General features: G+C 43.6%; 16 protein-coding genes and 1 pseudogene. 2 read left to right on the top strand and 15 right to left on the bottom strand.

Annotated features, from left to right (window positions below; all coding sequences use genetic code 11):
- Positions 1-156: 156 nt before the first annotated feature.
- The 15 genes and pseudogenes from C511_RS0107970 to C511_RS0108035 form a co-directional block, all read right to left on the bottom strand.
- A complete protein-coding gene (locus C511_RS0107970; RefSeq protein WP_024996729.1) occupies positions 157-624 on the bottom strand; it encodes a nucleoside deaminase in 468 nt (155 codons plus the stop codon).
- Between the two features lie 54 nt (positions 625-678).
- Positions 679-1,563, bottom strand: coding sequence for a hypothetical protein (locus C511_RS0107975; protein ID WP_024996728.1), 885 nt, complete (start codon positions 1,561-1,563; stop codon positions 679-681).
- Between the two features lie 21 nt (positions 1,564-1,584).
- On the bottom strand, positions 1,585-2,031 hold the full coding sequence (locus C511_RS0107980) for a DUF6108 family protein (RefSeq protein ID WP_024996727.1): 447 nt from the start codon (positions 2,029-2,031) through the stop codon (positions 1,585-1,587).
- Between the two features lie 29 nt (positions 2,032-2,060).
- Positions 2,061-2,483: a hypothetical protein gene (locus C511_RS0107985; protein ID WP_024996726.1), complete on the bottom strand. Its 423-nt coding sequence runs from the start codon at positions 2,481-2,483 to the stop codon at positions 2,061-2,063.
- Positions 2,480-2,986 (bottom strand): RNA polymerase sigma factor, encoded by a 507-nt coding sequence (locus tag C511_RS0107990; RefSeq protein WP_024996725.1) that lies wholly within the window; start codon positions 2,984-2,986, stop codon positions 2,480-2,482. Before C511_RS0107990 ends, C511_RS0107985 begins: the two co-directional genes overlap by 4 nt.
- 169 nt (positions 2,987-3,155) lie before the next feature.
- Positions 3,156-4,142 carry a Gfo/Idh/MocA family protein gene (locus tag C511_RS0107995; RefSeq protein ID WP_027318016.1) on the bottom strand — a complete coding sequence of 329 codons (987 nt, stop codon included), beginning with the start codon at positions 4,140-4,142 and terminating at the stop codon, positions 3,156-3,158.
- A gap of 71 nt (positions 4,143-4,213) precedes the next feature.
- Positions 4,214-5,044 (bottom strand): transporter substrate-binding domain-containing protein, encoded by an 831-nt coding sequence (locus C511_RS0108000; RefSeq protein WP_024996724.1) that lies wholly within the window; start codon positions 5,042-5,044, stop codon positions 4,214-4,216.
- Positions 5,037-7,052 (bottom strand): putative porin, encoded by a 2,016-nt coding sequence (locus C511_RS0108005; RefSeq protein ID WP_027318017.1) that lies wholly within the window; start codon positions 7,050-7,052, stop codon positions 5,037-5,039. The genes C511_RS0108000 and C511_RS0108005 overlap by 8 nt, the downstream gene beginning before the upstream one ends.
- Before the next feature lie 149 nt (positions 7,053-7,201).
- Positions 7,202-7,744, bottom strand: coding sequence for a 2-oxoacid:acceptor oxidoreductase family protein (locus C511_RS0108010; protein ID WP_024996723.1), 543 nt, complete (start codon positions 7,742-7,744; stop codon positions 7,202-7,204).
- Positions 7,745-7,770: 26 nt separating this feature from the next.
- Entirely contained in the window at positions 7,771-8,535 is a 765-nt protein-coding gene (locus tag C511_RS0108015; protein WP_024996722.1) for a thiamine pyrophosphate-dependent enzyme, read from the bottom strand.
- Between the two features lie 83 nt (positions 8,536-8,618).
- Positions 8,619-8,789 (bottom strand): hypothetical protein, encoded by a 171-nt coding sequence (locus tag C511_RS18120; RefSeq protein WP_148297729.1) that lies wholly within the window; start codon positions 8,787-8,789, stop codon positions 8,619-8,621.
- Between the two features lie 8 nt (positions 8,790-8,797).
- Positions 8,798-9,877 (bottom strand): 3-methyl-2-oxobutanoate dehydrogenase subunit VorB, encoded by a 1,080-nt coding sequence (locus tag C511_RS0108025; RefSeq protein WP_024996721.1) that lies wholly within the window; start codon positions 9,875-9,877, stop codon positions 8,798-8,800.
- Positions 9,878-9,887: 10 nt separating this feature from the next.
- Positions 9,888-10,115 carry a 4Fe-4S dicluster domain-containing protein gene (locus C511_RS17505; protein WP_081698286.1) on the bottom strand — a complete coding sequence of 76 codons (228 nt, stop codon included), beginning with the start codon at positions 10,113-10,115 and terminating at the stop codon, positions 9,888-9,890.
- Positions 10,091-10,409: pseudogene (locus tag C511_RS0108030) on the bottom strand (tetratricopeptide repeat protein). The gene C511_RS17505 and the pseudogene C511_RS0108030 overlap by 25 nt, the downstream one beginning before the upstream one ends.
- A 166-nt stretch (positions 10,410-10,575) precedes the next feature.
- Complete coding sequence (locus C511_RS0108035) at positions 10,576-11,985, bottom strand: glycoside hydrolase family 28 protein (protein WP_394356841.1); 1,410 nt, start codon at positions 11,983-11,985, stop codon at positions 10,576-10,578.
- Between the two features lie 775 nt (positions 11,986-12,760).
- Between C511_RS0108035 and C511_RS17255 the strand changes: the two genes are divergently transcribed.
- Together C511_RS17255 and C511_RS0108045 are read left to right on the top strand one after the other, a co-directional pair.
- Positions 12,761-14,944 (top strand): LamG-like jellyroll fold domain-containing protein, encoded by a 2,184-nt coding sequence (locus C511_RS17255; protein WP_051260493.1) that lies wholly within the window; start codon positions 12,761-12,763, stop codon positions 14,942-14,944.
- Positions 14,945-15,018: 74 nt separating this feature from the next.
- Positions 15,019-18,102 (top strand): SusC/RagA family TonB-linked outer membrane protein, encoded by a 3,084-nt coding sequence (locus C511_RS0108045; protein ID WP_034781953.1) that lies wholly within the window; start codon positions 15,019-15,021, stop codon positions 18,100-18,102.
- Position 18,103 lies beyond the last annotated feature (1 nt).

Raw genomic sequence — 18,103 nt, forward strand, 5'->3', positions numbered from 1 at the left:
ATTCCGGTGCGTATTAATTGTCTCTATAACCCATACAGGTCATCGGTTGCTTTTGTACTCAATACCAACTGTTTTTTTTGGGAAAATAAAAAAGCACTGTTACCAACTTACTCCTTTCAGTTTGGTAACAGTGCTTTTTCGGAATGAACCGTTCGGTTAATATTCTACTTTATCGTCCTTATCGGTCCAACGTTCGAATGCCTTGATTGCTTCATCTCTGAGTAAAACTTCAGAAGGGAGCTTCCTTTCGGATGGCTTTAAATCGAGTTCGTCATAAATGAACGAATCATCAAAGCCTATGTTTTTGGCATCTGTTTTATTATTGGCGTAATACATTTTATCTAAACGGGCCCAGTATATAGCTCCCAAACACATGGGACAAGGTTCGCAGGAAGTATATATTTCATAACCGCTTAAATTAAATGTGTTTAATTGAGAGGTGGCTGCGCGTATGGCGCTTACTTCAGCGTGAGCGGTGGGGTCACATGATGCGGTTACTCTGTTAACTCCCGTTGCTACAATCTCTCCGTCTTTTGCTATCACAGCACCAAAAGGACCGCCTCCATTTTCAATATTTTCTTTGGAAAGCTCAATGGCTTTCCTCATAAGTTCTTCTTTCGTCATTTGCTAATTCATCATTTTATTGTTCACCGGCAAACGTACGAAAAAAAACTGTAGTTACCAATACCACACCAGTCCGAAACTTACCGGATTCCAATCGGGACCTTTATCTTTTTCGAATAAACTGATTGGAGAATACCGAAGGTAAGCGCCGATGTCATCGAAACCAACCTGGGCTAAAAGATTAAGTCCGACGGGTCTTACATTCAGGTCTTTGCCTAATGTGTGTCCGTGACCTTCATATTCAGCTTTTGATTTTACCCAGCAACGAATTTCGGCTTCAGCTCCGAGTGAAGCAAATATCGGACCTTTGTTGCCACACTTGCTTTGCCACTCAAGCAATAACGGAATGCGGAAATGGTTGTAGCGCAAGCGGCTCTGACTGTATTCTATTCCTTGAGAAGGAGCAACAAGCACGGTTGCATTTCCTATTTTTTCGAATCCTTTGTTTCCGTCAACTCGAAAAGAGGTGTAACCAAATCCTAACCCGGTGGTTAATCCCCAATGGCGGTCGGCACTTAACACGAAAGAGCCTTGAAACAGGTTTAATCCGATTTCCCATGATTTAGAGCTAACCAAATCAATACCGTTGGCATTGTTGAAACTCAGGTTGTCGGCTAAATTGGTATAACCCATATATAAACCGGCATAATGAGGATCAAAATGGCCGTACGATTTCTTTGATTTACTAAAAGGCACCGCCAACTCAAATCTTCTTTCCGTACTCTGGCCATCCATGTATACCCCTTCGAATATTTGGTCGTTTTCAATGGTGTCACCGTGGCTTGATTGTTCGTAGAGTTTTACTTTAATCTTACCATTCCCTTCTTTGATACTAATCTTTCTGCCGTTTACATAAAGGGTTGTATCTTTGGCAGTGTTCTCTTGTGCGATGCCTGCTACCGGTATCAATAACAGGCACAATAATAGGAGCTTCTTCATAATAGTTTTTTTATATCATTATTAGTTTTTCTTCATAAACAACATCGTTACCAGATCATCGGCTTCCAACTCTCCTTCAATGTAAATCAGCGTTGCCGATTGTTTGGCATTTGTTTTAAACAAGATGAAGCGGTTGATCTCGTCTTTTAGTTGAGGCAGTTGATAATATCCGGATTGAATTTCACCTCCCGAAATAACTTCTTTTACTTTCTTAGCCTTTTTCTTATCGGCTTCGAGGCAACGCAGAATGAAAGGCAGTTCGTCACTTGCATTCTTGAACGTGATACTTTTATAGAGTGTCATTTCATAAGACTCAACTATCTCATTAGACAGCTCTACCATTGTTACCCCTTTTTGTTTCCCGTATTTTTGGAAAACAGAGGCAATCTGCAATCCTTGCTGGGCATAGATGCTCGATGTGCAGCTCAGTAAGGCTATTATACATAGTAACCGAATGACTTTACTCATAATTCTACTTCTTTATAATCAGATTTTCATTATTCATTAAATAAGCTGGCAAAAACTTCGTCCTCACTAATTGCTACATCCTGAAAAGCAGCCTGTGCCTCTTCCTTTGCCAATTGAGCATCGGTATATCTCTTCCCGTCAATAATAACATAGCAATCTGTGTTATTGCTGTAATACTTATACATTCCTGCCACAGTTATTGCCAGCAGCAGACCTGCCGCTATGCCACTTGCCACATACCAACCATGCTTCTTGGTTTTGCGAACAGAAAGGGTGGTTGGTTTATTGTTCTTATTTTGCTCAATTTCCTGCTCAAAATAGGCAAACAGGGGACGATAAACTTTCAAGTGATCAGGAATCGGCTCTTCAGCGAAGAAACGTCTCAGGTAACGTTCCTCTTCAGAGGTTGTCGCTCCTTCAAAATACTTGTTTATAAGACTATCTATATTCATGTTTCACTCATTTTAATTTTCAGATAAATATCTCTCACTTTTTTTCTGGCTCTGGAGAGATTGCTGCGAATAGATTCGGAACTGCATCCGGTAATTTGCGCAATTTCTTCTGTCTCATACTCTTCAATATCTTTCATCCGGATAATTGTTTGCTGCAAAGTGGGTAATGAACTTATGATTTCGCGCATCAGGCGTATCTCATCATTTCCTTCTAAGACTCGTTCCGGATTCACGGTTTGACTGACTACCGGCACCTGATCCAGTGAAACCTGATCTGTTCTCTTGCTTCTCCACATGTCCATGCATAAGTTGTGGGTAATGCGAACAGCCAATGCTTCAATGCTATTGTACTCTTCCAGCTTTTGCCGTATGTTCCACAGTTTCAACATTACCTCCTGCACAACATCCTCAGCGTCTGAGGAGTCGTCGGTCAGCTTGCGTGCATAGTTCAGTAACTTGCCCCTGAGCGGTACTACGGTTATTTTAAACTGATTGAGTTCCATTTATATAGATAAGACGCACGAGTTAGTGAAACGTGACATGGGAAACTACTTTTTTTTAAAAAGAAACGCTGCAATGTGCGTGTAGCCAATAAAAGGAGGCTAACAGGCAGATTGCAGCGTTGTATTAGGTGCTTTCTATCAAAAGAAATGTAGCTGTGCTATTGTCTTTTTATAATTTTCCGAGGATCTTATCCATCACCCAGTTTGTTGTGGTGGCGCTTTCGCCATCGCAAGTGCAGATTGATTTTCCTAAAAGATGGTCGACTACTGCCTGAATAAGCGGTTGCTGAACATGCTCGGGGTTGGGAACCACAATTTCTTCGCGTCCGTTAACCGTGTGCAGTGCAATGGGGTCATACGTAAAAGTAGAAAAGCAAATCATACCTTTGTCGCCTATGATCTCAATACGGTCTTCTTTGGCCGACTCATGAGCTACAAAACACCACGAACCGGAACCTACGAGACCGGAATCAAACTGGAAGCAGGCACTCAGCGTATCTTCCGCCGGGTATAGCCCTCCACGGTTGCTTTTGTAACCGTTGGCTTCGAGTATACAGCCAAAAATATCCTGAAGCAAATCGAGCTGGTGAGGAGCTAAGTCATAGAAATATCCGCCACCCGAAATATCGGGTTGCACGCGCCAAGGTAAATTGTTCTTGTTATAATCTAAATCATACGGAGGTTGGGCAAAACGAATTTGTATGTTAATCACATTACCGATTACTTGATTTTGCACCAACTCCTTAACCTTCATGAAGTACGGCATGTAGCGCCTGTAGTAGGCCACAAAACAAGGAACGCCCGTTTCTCTTGAGATGCGGTTTATGCGTGTGCACTCCTCGTACGTAACTGCCATAGGCTTTTCAACATACACCGGTTTGCCGGCTTTCATAGCCATGATGGCATAGGTAGCATGTGAAGAAGGAGGGGTAGCTATGTAAACGGCATTTACATCCGGATCTTCTATCAGCGACAAGGCATCATCATACCATTTGGGAATGTTTCTTTTCTCGGCATAAGCTTGCGCTTTGGCACCATCACGACTCATGACGGCAACAACTTCAGAACCTTCAATCTTCTTAAAAGCCGGGCCGCTTTTTTGTTCGGTTACGTTACCGCAACCTATAAAGCCCCATTTGATTACTTTATTGCTCATATTCATGTATTTATTACCTCTTTGCAAATATATACAAAAATATCCAATTCGGGGCATCGTGACAGGCGAAGCTAGTCCTTTTTGTAGTAACTGCGATAGATCTTTTTGAAATCTTTGGTTTTCATGAAACTCTTTATCCAGTTATTCAGACTATCGCGCAAGGCAGGTGATTGTTTGCTCACCGCCCAGGAATTGAATTGATTGAAACTGATGCCCGTACTAATGTCTATTTGAGGAAACGAGTCGACGGAGGCGCGTGCTATTTCTTCATCGCATACGGCATAATCAATGTCACCGTGTTCAACCATCGCCAGAAGTTGTTCCGTTCCGTATTTATCAACCTCTTTGATGTAAATAGTATCTCCAATTTCGTTGCCCAAGTTTTTGATGCGCATCACTGCCGGCGAGCCTTTAATGAGGTGCAGGGTTTTGCCGGCAAGACCCAGCTGACTGGTTATTGCCACTTTGCCATCGGCCAGTTTGCGTTGCACCAATACTTGTTTGCTGAGGCTGATGGGAGCGGTGAACAAGAGCGAATCCTTAAACTCACTAGTTGTTTGTATGCCATAGGCTATTACATCAAAGGTTCCATTGGCCAGACCTTGCAAACGCTTTTCGAAACTCATTTCGGGAATAATTTCAGCTTTCAACTCCTTACTACGCGCAAAAGCCTGAATTAACTCGTAGTTAAAACCGGCCATGCTATCACCTGTTGCAAAGTAGCTCACAGAATTATATTCCGTTGCAACACGGATAACTCCTTCGGCACTGATTGCAGCATAGTCACGCGGTTGTGGATGAGGCGACTTATCCCTAAACCAGAAAAAGGAGATGAGACTGCATACCAAACCTAGCAGGAGGTATTTCATCCATTTTGTTTGGGTTAAGCTTAATTTAATCATAGAAGTTCCATGATAATCCCAGTTTCAACATACGCGGGTTGATGGGGTAGTGCGGAGAAAGGAATGAATTGGCATTACTCATCATACCCTGATTAACATGATACATCATCACGAAAAAGCGAGTGCGCTTTAACTGTAGATTGGCATACACATTCACAATGGGATAACCGCCTATGTCCACCTGATCATCATCGGCTTGCAAATGATATTGCTGAATGGCAGGCGTGTAAGCCGGTGCTTTATACTTGCTGAAGTACCTTACGTCGGCTCCCAATTGTACGCTTAATACTTTTTTGGCTAACTTTGTTTCGATGTACAAGTTGTGGTACAATGACAATTGCGGCAGAGGCAGAATCTTTTCGTTGCTAGTTTTCTGCCACGTTACTTCATTGTCAAGATGTAAAATACCCAATTTGAAATCTTGGTTTAATGTAGCCGAAATTACCTGAATGTTTTCGCCTGCTTGTGCCGGCAATGCGTTTTGATTGAGGTAAGTATAGTTTTTAATGTTTTCAACACCCGCTTTCAGATTGGTCCTCCATCTTTGAATGTTTAACTCTCCTTCCACTCTGGAACGGAATTCTTTGTCGAACTCATTGTCCCAATAGAAATGGTTGGAGTGATAGTGGCGCAGATAGAACGCAGGCAGTGTATTACTGATAGCTGCCCGGGCGATGAAACTTACCGTATCCTTCCATAAGCGGAAGTTCAAATCTAAATCTCCCTTTAGTTTAAACTGCCCAATGGCCTTTTCAAGCATACCTGCTTCGCCGTTGATGGTATAGTGCAGCACGTTGCCCTGTCTTTTTGAAAGCTGTCCACCGATGAAGACTTCCTGTTCGTTGTACTTATCAACTGTTGCCGAATCGGAGTTCATTAAATTGTACCGGTTGTATTTATGCGAAATGTAAGCGGTGAGTCCGGCTTTCGCATATTTGTTGAAGCCTTCCATCAGCTCGATGCCAAAGGTGTTTTTGATGCCAAAGTAAGTGGTTGAGTCGTTGCTTACCAAACTTCCCGTATTAATATAAGTATTGGAATAAAAATCTTCGGGTTCGGAGTTTGATATAAACCGATGAGAAGCTCTTTCAACCTTCATGGTATGTATGAAACTGGTAACGGGAACATAACGATCTACCGTATCGTTCTCCACTCCGCTGGCCTTTTTCGTAAATCCCAGGTTGTATCGGTGTGTAAGGAAAACATAGAATTTCTTATTGCGATTCCACGTTTCCTCCAGATTGGTAGGAATGCTGCTTGCTTCGTACTCCTTTTTACCTTCAGCCATTTCTTCGGGGGCGGTAATGTACCTGTCGTCTGTTATACCTCCGTTCTCGGCCATTTTCATGTAATAGTTATTGTATACCAAGTGTGCCTGATACCTGTCACCAATGTAACTGCCGAAGAGGCCGCCGTTGAAGAGCGAGGTCGATTGACTATTATATAATCCTCGTCCGTAAAGGTAGTCAATGTTGAATCCGAAAGCCAACCGTTTATTGACATTGACTGAGAAATATGATTTGAAGCGTTCTTCACCGTCAAGTTTGCTTCCTGCCTTATAATAGGTAAGGTTGGTATATGGTACGTTGCTGTTTGTGAACTTAAAATCCCACGGGTTCTGGTAGAAACTAGAGAAAGGATCTATGAACATAGACTCTGACGCTTGCGGCCGCTCAAAGAAAAGACGTGATAAACGGGGGGCACCTAAGTTTCCTAAATAGTTATAATGCCCTTTCACTCCCTCAACCAGATTGGTGTTTTGAAAGTGATGAAACAATGTGTCTACCTGAATAGGCAATACAGTACCCAATTCTTCACTCACATTCCACATGTACAGCTTGGGCGGAACACTTTGTACTTCCACATTCGAACTGTCTTTTTGCGTGCGCATGGCCGGATCAATCTGATTGCCGTATTGGTCAAACTGAGAGTTCTGGTCGGTTTGAGCTTGCAAATGGTTATGCGCTAGTATACCGATTAATATGTATGTAAACAGGAATCTTTTCATAATTAGCGGCAAATATACAATAAAAAATAATTTGTCAGCAGAAAAGCGAAGCGTATTAACTTCAATTATCGCTTTGATGCAGGGCTACAAACAATAGCGCCCGGACTTTTAAAAGCCGGGCGCAATGAGAACAGCAGATACCTGCCTTCTTATTGTTCACGAATAAGCTCCATTCCTTTTAGAATAGCTGCTTCATTCATTGGTATCAAGTGATGATGACGTTCGGGTAATGTTTTCTTTAGTCCCTTTAGCACATTGGCTATGGTCACAACCGGACGAATTTTCAATAAGCCTCCCAATACGATCATATTAAATGCTTTGGCGTTGTTCATTTCATTGGCAGCATCCATTGCATCAATACGGTAAACCTTGATGTCTTTGCGAGTGGGAGGGTGGATAATTCCGTATCCGTCATAGATAATGATTCCTCCGGGTTTCACGCGACTCTCAAACTTCTCGAGTGAAGGTTGGTTCAATATAATAGCCGTATCGTATTTACTTAAAATGGGCGAAGATATTTTCTCATCGCTTACAATGACGGTAACATTGGCTGTTCCGCCACGTTGCTCGGGTCCGTAAGCCGGCATCCAGGTAACTTCTTTGTCTTCCATTAAACCAGAATAGGCCAGAATTTTACCCATCGACAATACTCCCTGACCGCCAAAACCTGCTATAATTATTTCTTCTTTCATTTGGATATTCTTTTAGCTGAAATTGGTTATTTGTCTTTAATATCTCCCAATGGGTAGAAGGGGAACATGTTCTCTTCCATCCAAGTGTTGGCATCGGCAGGAGTCATCTTCCAACCGGCGTTACAGGTTGATACAATCTCTACCAGGTTAGATCCTTTTCCTTCCATGGAGTTCTCGAACGCTTTGCGGATAGCCTTTTTGGCTTTGCGTATAGCGGCAACTGTGTGAACGGCCTGACGAGTTACGTAGGCTGTGCCTTCCAATTGAGCAGCTACTTCGGTTATTTTAATAGGATAACCGTGAATCTCGGGATTACGTCCTTCGGGGCAAGTAGCCGTTTTCATTCCCAACAAAGTTGTGGGAGCCATTTGTCCGCCGGTCATACCGTAAATACCGTTATTGATAAAGATAATGGTAATATTGTCACCTCTGTTCAGCGCGTGGATGGTTTCGGCTGTACCGATACAAGCCAAGTCACCGTCGCCCTGATAAGTGAAAACCAATCGGGCCGGCCATAAACGTTTGATGGCAGTTGCTAATGCAGGCGCACGTCCGTGAGCAGCTTCTTGCCAGTCTATGTCCAGATAGTTATAGATGAAGACGGCGCAACCTACCGGTGAAATACCAATGGCTTTGTCTTCCATACCCATTTCCTGAATGACTTCAGCAATCAGCTTGTGAACCACACCGTGGCTACAGCCCGGGCAGTAGTGCATGGCATTGTCATTCATCAGTTCCGGTTTCTTGTAAACCAGATTCTTGGGATTGATTATTTGTTCTCTTGTTAACATAATGCTTCGATTTATGAAAGCGTTTCTTTTATGAGCAACCGTTTTTCCGTATACACGGCAAGAAACAGTTGCCCTTCGGCGCTTTACCTGTTAGTGAATCGTATGAAAAACTCCATGATCTTAACGAAGATTGCTGCAGCACAAACATAAATAAACGTTTTCTTATCGTCAACGGCGAAGTACACAATGATAGCAATCAGTGTACCTATCATGAAAAGAATGTTCAGGATGTTTCTTATTTTCTGCGGATCCATCTTATTTGTTATTTAATGAGTTGTTCTTTTAATGCTGCAACTATTTCGTCGGGATCGGGAACAATACCACCTAAACGGCCGAAGTGTTCAACTTTTACCCTACCGTTAACGGCCAAACGAATGTCCTCAACCATTTGTCCGGCATTCAATTCCAGCGAAAGCATACCTTTCACCTTATCAGCATAGGCTGCAATAGCCTTTGTTGGGAACGGCCACAAAGTTATGGGGCGAAGAATACCCACTTTGATACCTTCTTCGCGTGCAATTTCCATTGCTTTTTGTCCGATACGGGCCATTGATCCGAAAGCGATGATGAGATATTCGGCATCTTCGCAATGAATTTCTTCGTAGCGTACCTCATTTTCTTCAATCTGTTTGTATTTAGCCTGGAAACGAAGGTTGTTCTGTTCCATGGCATCGGGTTGAAGTTCCAGTGAGGTAATGATGTTGGGTTTACGTCCCGACTTACCGGTAGTAGCCCATGGGCAACGCGCAATAACCTCTTCGTCGGTGAGGCGTTTCTTTTGCGGTGGCAATACCACTTTCTCCATCATTTGCCCTATCACTCCGTCGGCCAGCATCATCACCGGGTTGCGGTATTTAAAAGCCAGATCAAAAGATAGTGCTACAAAGTCGGCCATTTCCTGCACAGACGCAGGAGCCAGGGCAATGAGACGATAGTCGCCATGTCCGCCACCCTTCACTGTTTGAAAGTAATCGGCTTGGCTAGGCTGAATGGTTCCCAGTCCGGGACCACCGCGCATTACATTTACAATAAGACACGGAAGCTCTGCTCCCGCAATGTATGATATACCTTCTTGTTTAAGACTGATGCCCGGGCTTGATGATGAAGTCATCACCATTTTACCGCTTCCTGCACCGCCGTAAACCATATTAATAGCTGCAATTTCACTTTCGGCTTGTAACACTACCATGCCGGTTGTTTCCCAAGGACGCAACTCGGCCAGCGTTTCCAATACTTCCGACTGTGGTGTTATGGGGTAACCGAAATAACCATCGCATCCGCAGCGAACTGCCGCATGAGAAATGGCTTCGTTTCCCTTCATTAATACAACTTCTTCTTCCATATTCTTCTTATTAATCGCATTTAACTTTATAAACCGTGATACAACCATCCGGACAAACGGTAGCACATGCGCTACATCCGATGCAAGTATCTTCTACGTATTCGCGGGCATAATTATACCCTTTTGCATTCACCTCTTTGGCGAGTGATATTACTTTTACCGGGCAAGCTACCACACACAAACTACAGCCTTTACAGCGTTCGTTGTCGACAACTATTGCTCCTCTAAATTTTGCCATAATCTCTCTATTACGTTTATTTGATTATATATAGTCTTGATTGAAGAAGTTCATTATGTCCATTGCCATTTTACGGGCCTCTGCGGCCGGACTTTGGGGATTGAGGTCGATGGCGGACTGATAATGATTGAGGGCAGTTGCCCAGTCACCGCGTTTGCGGTAAGCATTGCCCAGTAGATAATAGGCTTCATCTTTTCGTTCAGAGTCAGTTTGAATATAACTCTCGAGTTGTAGAATTGCACTATCTATGTTGCCTTGATTGATAAGCTCTTTTATGCTATTTATTGGGTCCATATTTCAAAAATATACGGATTAACAAGAGGCAAAGATAGTTTTTATTTAGACATGACGGTTATGTTTACTGTGAAAAATCGGAAAATAGGAAAAATAAAAATCGAATTAACGACAGATATTTTGTCTATCTGTCATCAATTCGACCTTGCTATGACTGTATGCAGACCTATTCGCTTACAAGTCTGCCATTAATGTATAAGTTTTTAAAGGTAACGTCTTTAGCACTTTTTATATCATTTCCATCTTTTGCAACATTATTAAAGTGAGAGTCCTCTACACTTATGTTGTTTACAAGCGACGGATCTTCCAATCCGATGATCAGAACGCCCAGCTGACTCTTCTGGCAAGTCACGTTTTTGAGGTGCACATTGCGCACAGTTGGGGTAAATCCGCGCTGACAGTTCTCACGGTTTTCGTATTGCAGATTAATGCGCAACACAGCTTCGCGGCACTGCCCAACGGTAACATTGCGCACAAATACATTCTCAATAACACCTCCGCGGCAAGTACTTGTTTTGATACGAATTACACGATCAAGTTCCGGACTGTCCATCTCGCAGTTCTCAACGAACAGGTTGCGGTAACCGCCTGATATTTCGCTTCCTATGACTACGCCACCGTGACCGTTTTTCATTTTGCAGCCCCTTACGATGATATTTTCACTGGGGATGTTCCATTTGCGGCCGTCGTTGTTTCTTCCCGACTTGATGGCAATGCAGTCGTCGCCCGTATCGAAAACACAGTTTTCAATCAGTACATTTTTGCACGACTCGGGGTCGCAACCATCGCCATTGGGGCCGCGGTTGAAGATATTCACACCCCGTACAATTAAACTTTCGCAGAACAGAGGGTGAATGACCCAGAAAGGAGAGTTCAACAAAGTTACATCTTCAATGAGAACCGTGTTGCACGAATACAAATTGATCAGCTGCGGACGCATCCCGTCTTCGGGAGTCATGATTCGTTTGTAGATCGGTGTGTTGGTTTCGCCGTACATCAGCAAACGCTCGCGACCACCGTTGCGCTGAGCCACCATGCCTTCTTTCCAGCCATATCGGGGAGCACCGCACATGGGCCACCAAGCCTCCTTAGAGCCTTGCCCGTCGATGGTACCTTTTCCGGTGATGGCAATATTGGTTTCGCCATAAGCATAGATAAGAGGACGTGCATTATAACAATCTATTCCTTCCCAACGGGTAATAACTCCGGGGAAATATAAACTCTGATCGGTTGAAAACTTAAGCGTTGCACCTTCGGACACGTGAAGATTCACGTTACTCTTTAATGTGATGGGGCCTGTGAAAAAAGTCCCTTTGGGCACTACTACAGTACCGCCACCCGCCAAGCTGCAAGCAGTAATGGCTTGATTGATGGCTTCGTGACATGGTTCGGCTTCATTGTGGGGCTTTGCTCCGAAATCGGTAATATAAAAAGTACGCTTAGCGAATGATGTGCGTTTAATTTGTTTTTCAATCTTGGCACTCTCTTTAAAGGCTTTATCGAAATCGATATTACTTGCCCGGGCGTACAAAGCGACCAAAAGTAAGGTAAAGACTCCAATGGCTTGTTTCATCATGGTTCTTGTTTTTTAAAAGATGGTTACTAGTTTTTCATGCTACAAAAATAAGACTTAAAAAGGAGCACAAAGTTTAGTTTTTGGTGGAAAAGGTGCAATTATTGACGTTATTCTCTTTCCCGGTACTCTATTTCAAGTTTTAGAAGCTATTAATAAAGTAGACGAGGCAAGCAAAATAATGAATCAAATGCTTGACTTTGGTTATATAATGTATTATCTTTGTCAGCATAATCCTATAGTACATTCAATTTATTATAGGCGTAAAGGCAGGAGCTTAAACTCCTGCCTTTTTTCGTTTTGCACGGTTCATTTTTTCATTCGGACGGTTGCTTATTCTCATTTGCACGGTAGCAAAAGGTCCGCGAGAAACCGTCTCACAGCCAAGAGACGGTTTCTCATGACCCAAGAGACGGTTTCTCTTTTCAAATTGCTCGTTATCTTTTTCAAATCGGCCGTTATGTTTTTCAAAAAGTTGGTTATGTTTTGTCCAACTCCTCCCGATGCCTGTTCGAAGTTCCTCAATCAGTTAATAATACATAAACTTGCTCTTGACAAGAATCTGTTGAAAAGTGTGGGGTAGTAAAGCTATTTCGTCAAAACAGCCCGACGGGTGTTCTGCCCCGTGAAGCTGATGTTTTGGGCATTATTCCCTTATTAATTGTATTATATACACTTTTATCCACTAAGAAAAGACTTTTGTCCACCTGCTACTCTGAGCGGTTATCTATCTTTGCCATACAAAAGAAAAATCTAATTAACCTTTAAAATTAGTATTATGAAGACAAGAAAATGGCCGTCACTTCTTTTGGCGGTATTTACAGTTCTTTCATTCGGTGCCTGTGACGACTGGGGACAAATGGACCCCGCGGCAGGAAATCAAATTTATCCGAAACTTGAGCTAAAAGGAGAATACAAGTTTGAAGAAGAACTTTCTCCTGAAGAAGTAACTTTGTCGGCCTACGATGGAGGTGAAGTTCCCCGAATTGTGACCGACGAGTTCAAAGGAAAAGTGCTTAATCTCAATGGAGGTTATGCTCGTTTCCATAATCCTTTGTACAATGTAAAGGTGCAAACGGGAGTATCTGTTACCATGTGGGTGAAAACAGCAGCCGACAATCTGGAAGGCGCCATCTTTTCATTTGCCAATGAAGATAATTCGGAGCGCATCTTTTTCACTCCGAACGCTTGGTTGCACCGCGACAGTCTGAGCGTTTCCGGTGAAGTGAATAAACCCACCCAAGCCTCAACGCCACCCTTCACTGCCGATGAATGGCACTACATGGCACTCATTATCACCACCCAAGGTTATACCTTATATATTGATGGTGAAAAAAGCAGTGAGGAAGTTGCTTCAACCGAAGCTGCTTCCTTTGACTATCCGAGTCTGGTGCAAGCATTTCCACGCTTGCCATACCTGTATTTGGGTTACGGATCGCCTGTGCAACCCAAAGCCATGCGTGTTGACGATGTGAGAGTGTACCGAAACGTCATCACTGATAAAGAAATTGCCGTGCCTGCCGTAAGCGGAGGAGAAGAATATCGCTTCCCGCCAAGAGGAACTGTTGGCTATTACACACTCGACAATACATTTGCCAACAATCTCAATGCGGCACAAAGTGGCGAATTAATAACCGTTGAAACGCAAGCCACCCCATCGGCATTTGAACAAGACGCCGACAGAGGAACCGTTTGGCATCAGCAAGAAGGATGGACCGGCAATACAAACGGTTGGGCATACACCCGTTTCGACAATCCACTCAAAGGGAAGACCTTAGAAGACGGACTAAGTGTTTCTTTATGGATTAACCCGCCCACGTTGAATTGGTGGGATCAGATCTTTGTGCTGAACGACGGAACCACCAAATTCTGGTTCAATGCCATCGGTTACCTTGGTTACAACGGAGCCGGCGGCTGGTTTGACTGCCAGAATAACAATGCCGACAATGCACTGACGGCAGGCAAATGGACTTTTGTAACCATCAATATTTCGACCGACGGGTTTGAAGTTTACTACGACGGAAAACTGAAGTTTGATAAAGATAACAACGGAGCGTTTGCCTCGGGCGACTTTACAGGATACAATAATGTTTTGAACTTGTTTACTTCTGCCAGCAACTTCTACCTGGGATACGAAACCTGGTGGAAAGCAGCCCCTGCATTGGTTGACGATATGTTCTTTGTAACAAGACCTTTGACAGAGAAAGAAATCCTGAATCTGTATGCCGATACCAAAAAAGCATCGGGCGGAATCCCCGTTAGTCCTGCCTATGCACCGTCTTTGGCCGGCTACTATCCGTTGAACAACTCTTATGCAAATGCGGTGAATGCAGCGCAGGGAGGTGAACTTATTACCGTAGAGGCACAGGCTACTCCGTCGGCTTTTGAACAAGATGCAGTCAGGGGTACCGTTTGGCATCAGCAAGAAGGATGGACCGGCAATGCAAACGGATGGGCATATACCCGTTTCGACAATCCGCTGAAAGGGAAGAATATGACCGAAGGTCTCAGTGTCAGCATGTGGCTAAACCCGCCTACCTTGAATTGGTGGGATCAGATCTTTGTGCTGAACGACGGAACAACCAAACTTTGGTTTAACGCTATCGGTTACCTGGGCTATAATGGAGCCGGCGGATGGTTTGATTGTCAGAATAATAATGCCGATAATGCGCTGACAGCAGGCGTCTGGACATTGGTGACCCTAAACTTTATGCCCGACAAGTTTGAAGTGTATTATAATGGTGTGCTGAAGTTTGACAATGAAAACAATGCAGCGTTTGCCTCGGGCGACTTTACAGGATACAACAACATATTGAACCTGTTTAACACGGCTAGCAATTTTTATTTCGGTTACGAAACTTGGTGGAAAGCCGCACCGGCATTGATTGACGATGTATATCTATGCGCCAGTCCGCTGACGGCTTCACAGGCAGCTGCCCTTTATAATGCGACAAAAAAATAACCTTGTTATTTCCATAAAATAAAGATAATATGAAAGATAGACAAATGAATTCCAAATCATCCGGGAGCGTATTAATGCTCCTGAGATGGCTGTCGGTGTTCCTGATGTTGCTGGCCGGACAAACTCTGTGGGCACAACAGCGGCAAGTGACGGGTATCGTGAAAGATCAGACAGGTGAACCCATAATAGGTGCCAGTGTATTAGAGAAAGGTAGTACCAATGGTGTGATTACCGACTTGGACGGTAACTTCAAGCTCACAGTAAGCAATGCCGTGAAGGCTGTTCTGCAAATCTCTTATGTTGGCTATAAAACACAAGAAATATCAGTGAACGGGAAGACCTTACTAGAGGTCGTCTTGAAAGAAGATACGGAGTTGCTGGATGAAGTAGTTGTTGTGGGTTACGGTGCCCAAAAGAAAGAAAGTGTGGTAGGAGCTATCTCGCAGGTTTCGAGTAAGGAACTTCTGGCTTCTCCCGCAGCCAATGTCTCTCAAGCGATTGCCGGAAAGATTCCGGGTGTTATTACAACACAGACATCGGGTGCACCGGGACAAGATGATACGAAGATTAATATTCGCGGAAGGGCTACCTTTGCCGGCGACGGTTCTCCACTTATTTTGGTGGACGGTGTGGAGCGTACCTTTTCGCAGATTGCTCCCGATGACATTGAAACTATTTCAGTCTTGAAAGATGCTTCGGCAACAGCCGTTTACGGTGTGCGCGGTGCCAATGGCGTTATGCTTATTACCACCAAACGTGGTCGTGATCAGAAACCCGAAGTAAACCTCACGGCTAACTGGCAAATTCAAAGTCCCACACGCAGCGACACGTACCTTGACTCTTATCAATCTGTCGTATTGCTGGAAGAAGCTTTGAAGAATGACGGATTACCTTCTCAATTCTCGGCTAACGACATTGAAATGTATCGTAAGTCGGCTGCCGGAGAGTTAAGTGGTTTGGACGCCATGCTTTATCCGAACGTAGATTGGTACGACGAAGTTTTGAAAAAATCGGCCCCTGCACAACGTTACAACGTTAGTGTTCGCGGAGGAACTAAGCGCATGCGGTACTATGCTTCTGCCGAACTTTATGATCAGAAAGGTTTGATCAAAGAACTGAGCCAGGATATGTATGGAAACTCCTCTAGTCCCAGTTATCGGAGATACGCTTTCCGCGCTAACATGGACTTGTTTCTGACAAAGGATCTCACGTTCTCTGTCAATTTTGGAACTCGCTTTGAAGAGCGTCGCGGCTCTAATACAAGTGAAAGCAGTACGTTTAGTCAGACTTTCTATGAGCTGAATCACACTCCCGGCTGGCTTTTCCCCGTATCTTACGAGGTACAGAATGGAGAAAGCACCAAGACTTTATACGGAGGTAGTTCACAATATCAAAGCAATATCGTTGCAGCGTTAGCCAAAGGAGGATATTATCGTGCTACCAATACCATCAACGAAACCAACTTTGTTTTAGATTATAAAATGGATTGGTTGACCAAGGGCTTAAGTGCGAAAGGTATGGTTTCGTTCGACTATGACTCTTATTATAAGAAGATGTTCAAGGCCGACTTTGCTACGTATGAATTAAATAATCGTGATAACTACGAGTCAATGGATGCTTATAATCAGTTTAATTCAGATGGCGAACTGGCGTATAGTAAGGAGAACAGTACTACTTACAAACTTTATATGGAAGCGCAGGTTAACTACGCACGCCAGTTTGGAAAACATGATGTAACGGCTATGGTATTGTATAATCAGAATGATTACCGTTACAATTCAGAGTTGGCTAAGCGTTACCAAGGACTGGTAGGACGTGTTACTTACGGCTACGATGACAGATATTTGGCCGAGTTTAATGCCGGTTACAACGGTTCTGAAAACTTCCTTCAAGGCAAACGCTTTGGCTTTTTCCCTGCTGTATCGCTAGGATGGCGCATAAGCAATGAAGAATTTATGGCCGGTACGGCTCAATGGCTCAATAACCTGAAGATACGCGCCAGCTACGGTGAGGTAGGTAATGACATCTATACGGTGAACGGTACGGCTCAACGATTTTTGTATGAAGAAAAATGGTCTCAGGTTAGTAATGCTTATTATTTTGGCAGTTCAGGTAAAACCGGAATCTACGAATCTCAGTATCCCAACCTCGGGGTAACTTGGGAACGGGCTCACAAGTATAACGTCGGACTTGAGTTTGGCTTATGGAATGGGTTGCTGAATGGTAACATTGATGTGTTTTATGAAAAGCGTAATGACATCCTGACTTCCTATCTTACTCGCCCACAATGGGTGGGTGTGGCATTGGCGGCCGGTAACTTAGGTGAGACAAAAAACAGTGGTTACGAAATAGAATTGAAGCATAATAATCGCATCAATGAAGATCTGAGCTACAACGTTGGATTAACGTATTCGCACGCACGCAATGAAATTATCAGCATGGATGAACCCGAACTGAAGACTGCTTATCGCAAGCGCGAGGGTAATCCTATCAGTCAGTATTTCGGACTGATTGCCGAGGGCTTTGTTACGCAGGCTGATTTAGATAATCCTGATTTCCCCGTATCTACGTTTGGTGCCGTAAAGGTGGGCGATCTTAAATATAAGGATGCAAACGGTGATGGTTTCATTGACGATCGCGATGAAAGTCGTATAGGATATAGTGATATTCCCGAAAATACGTACGCATTGTCTTTGGGCGTTAACTATAAAGGATGGGGATTCAGCGTGATGTTCCAAGGTGTGGATCACGTAAGTCGTTATTACGATGCCGAAGCGATGTATGCTTTCGTTAGTGGCGGTAAGGTGAAAGAACATCATTTGGAACGCTGGAATCCTGCGCAGAGCGAAGCTTACAATCTGCAACATGCCAACTATCCGTTGTTGCACTACGACAATTACGGTGATCACAATCAGCGTACAAACTCGTTCTTCTTGAAGAACGGATCATTTGTTCGTCTGAAAAACATAGAGTTAAGTTATACTTTGCCCGAGAATTGGTCTAAGGTGGCCGGCATGAGCAATTGTCGTCTTTACGTGAATGCGAACAACTTAATTACTTGGGATCATTTAAACAACTTAACCGATCCTGAAAGTAATGGTTCAAATCGTTACCCTATTATGAAAACAGTGAACTTTGGTGTAAACATTAAATTCTGAC

The sequence above is a fragment of the Bacteroides graminisolvens DSM 19988 = JCM 15093 genome, assembly GCF_000428125.1.
Classification (GTDB): Bacteria; Bacteroidota; Bacteroidia; order Bacteroidales; family Bacteroidaceae; genus Bacteroides; species Bacteroides graminisolvens.

Excerpts from the sequence above, each read along its gene's own strand:
- C511_RS0107970 (WP_024996729.1), bottom strand. The coding sequence starts at position 624 with ATGACGAAAGAAGAACTTATGAGGAAAGCCATTGAGCTTTCCAAAGAA.
- C511_RS0107975 (WP_024996728.1), bottom strand. The coding sequence starts at position 1,563 with ATGAAGAAGCTCCTATTATTGTGCCTGTTATTGATACCGGTAGCAGGC.
- C511_RS0107980 (WP_024996727.1), bottom strand. The coding sequence starts at position 2,031 with ATGAGTAAAGTCATTCGGTTACTATGTATAATAGCCTTACTGAGCTGC.
- C511_RS0107985 (WP_024996726.1), bottom strand. The coding sequence starts at position 2,483 with ATGAATATAGATAGTCTTATAAACAAGTATTTTGAAGGAGCGACAACC.
- C511_RS0107990 (WP_024996725.1), bottom strand. The coding sequence starts at position 2,986 with ATGGAACTCAATCAGTTTAAAATAACCGTAGTACCGCTCAGGGGCAAG.
- C511_RS0107995 (WP_027318016.1), bottom strand. The coding sequence starts at position 4,142 with ATGAGCAATAAAGTAATCAAATGGGGCTTTATAGGTTGCGGTAACGTA.
- C511_RS0108000 (WP_024996724.1), bottom strand. The coding sequence starts at position 5,044 with ATGATTAAATTAAGCTTAACCCAAACAAAATGGATGAAATACCTCCTG.
- C511_RS0108005 (WP_027318017.1), bottom strand. The coding sequence starts at position 7,052 with ATGAAAAGATTCCTGTTTACATACATATTAATCGGTATACTAGCGCAT.
- C511_RS0108010 (WP_024996723.1), bottom strand. The coding sequence starts at position 7,744 with ATGAAAGAAGAAATAATTATAGCAGGTTTTGGCGGTCAGGGAGTATTG.
- C511_RS0108015 (WP_024996722.1), bottom strand. The coding sequence starts at position 8,535 with ATGTTAACAAGAGAACAAATAATCAATCCCAAGAATCTGGTTTACAAG.
- C511_RS18120 (WP_148297729.1), bottom strand. The coding sequence starts at position 8,789 with ATGGATCCGCAGAAAATAAGAAACATCCTGAACATTCTTTTCATGATA.
- C511_RS0108025 (WP_024996721.1), bottom strand. The coding sequence starts at position 9,877 with ATGGAAGAAGAAGTTGTATTAATGAAGGGAAACGAAGCCATTTCTCAT.
- C511_RS17505 (WP_081698286.1), bottom strand. The coding sequence starts at position 10,115 with ATGGCAAAATTTAGAGGAGCAATAGTTGTCGACAACGAACGCTGTAAA.
- C511_RS0108035 (WP_394356841.1), bottom strand. The coding sequence starts at position 11,985 with ATGATGAAACAAGCCATTGGAGTCTTTACCTTACTTTTGGTCGCTTTG.
- C511_RS17255 (WP_051260493.1), top strand. The coding sequence starts at position 12,761 with ATGAAGACAAGAAAATGGCCGTCACTTCTTTTGGCGGTATTTACAGTT.
- C511_RS0108045 (WP_034781953.1), top strand. The coding sequence starts at position 15,019 with ATGCTCCTGAGATGGCTGTCGGTGTTCCTGATGTTGCTGGCCGGACAA.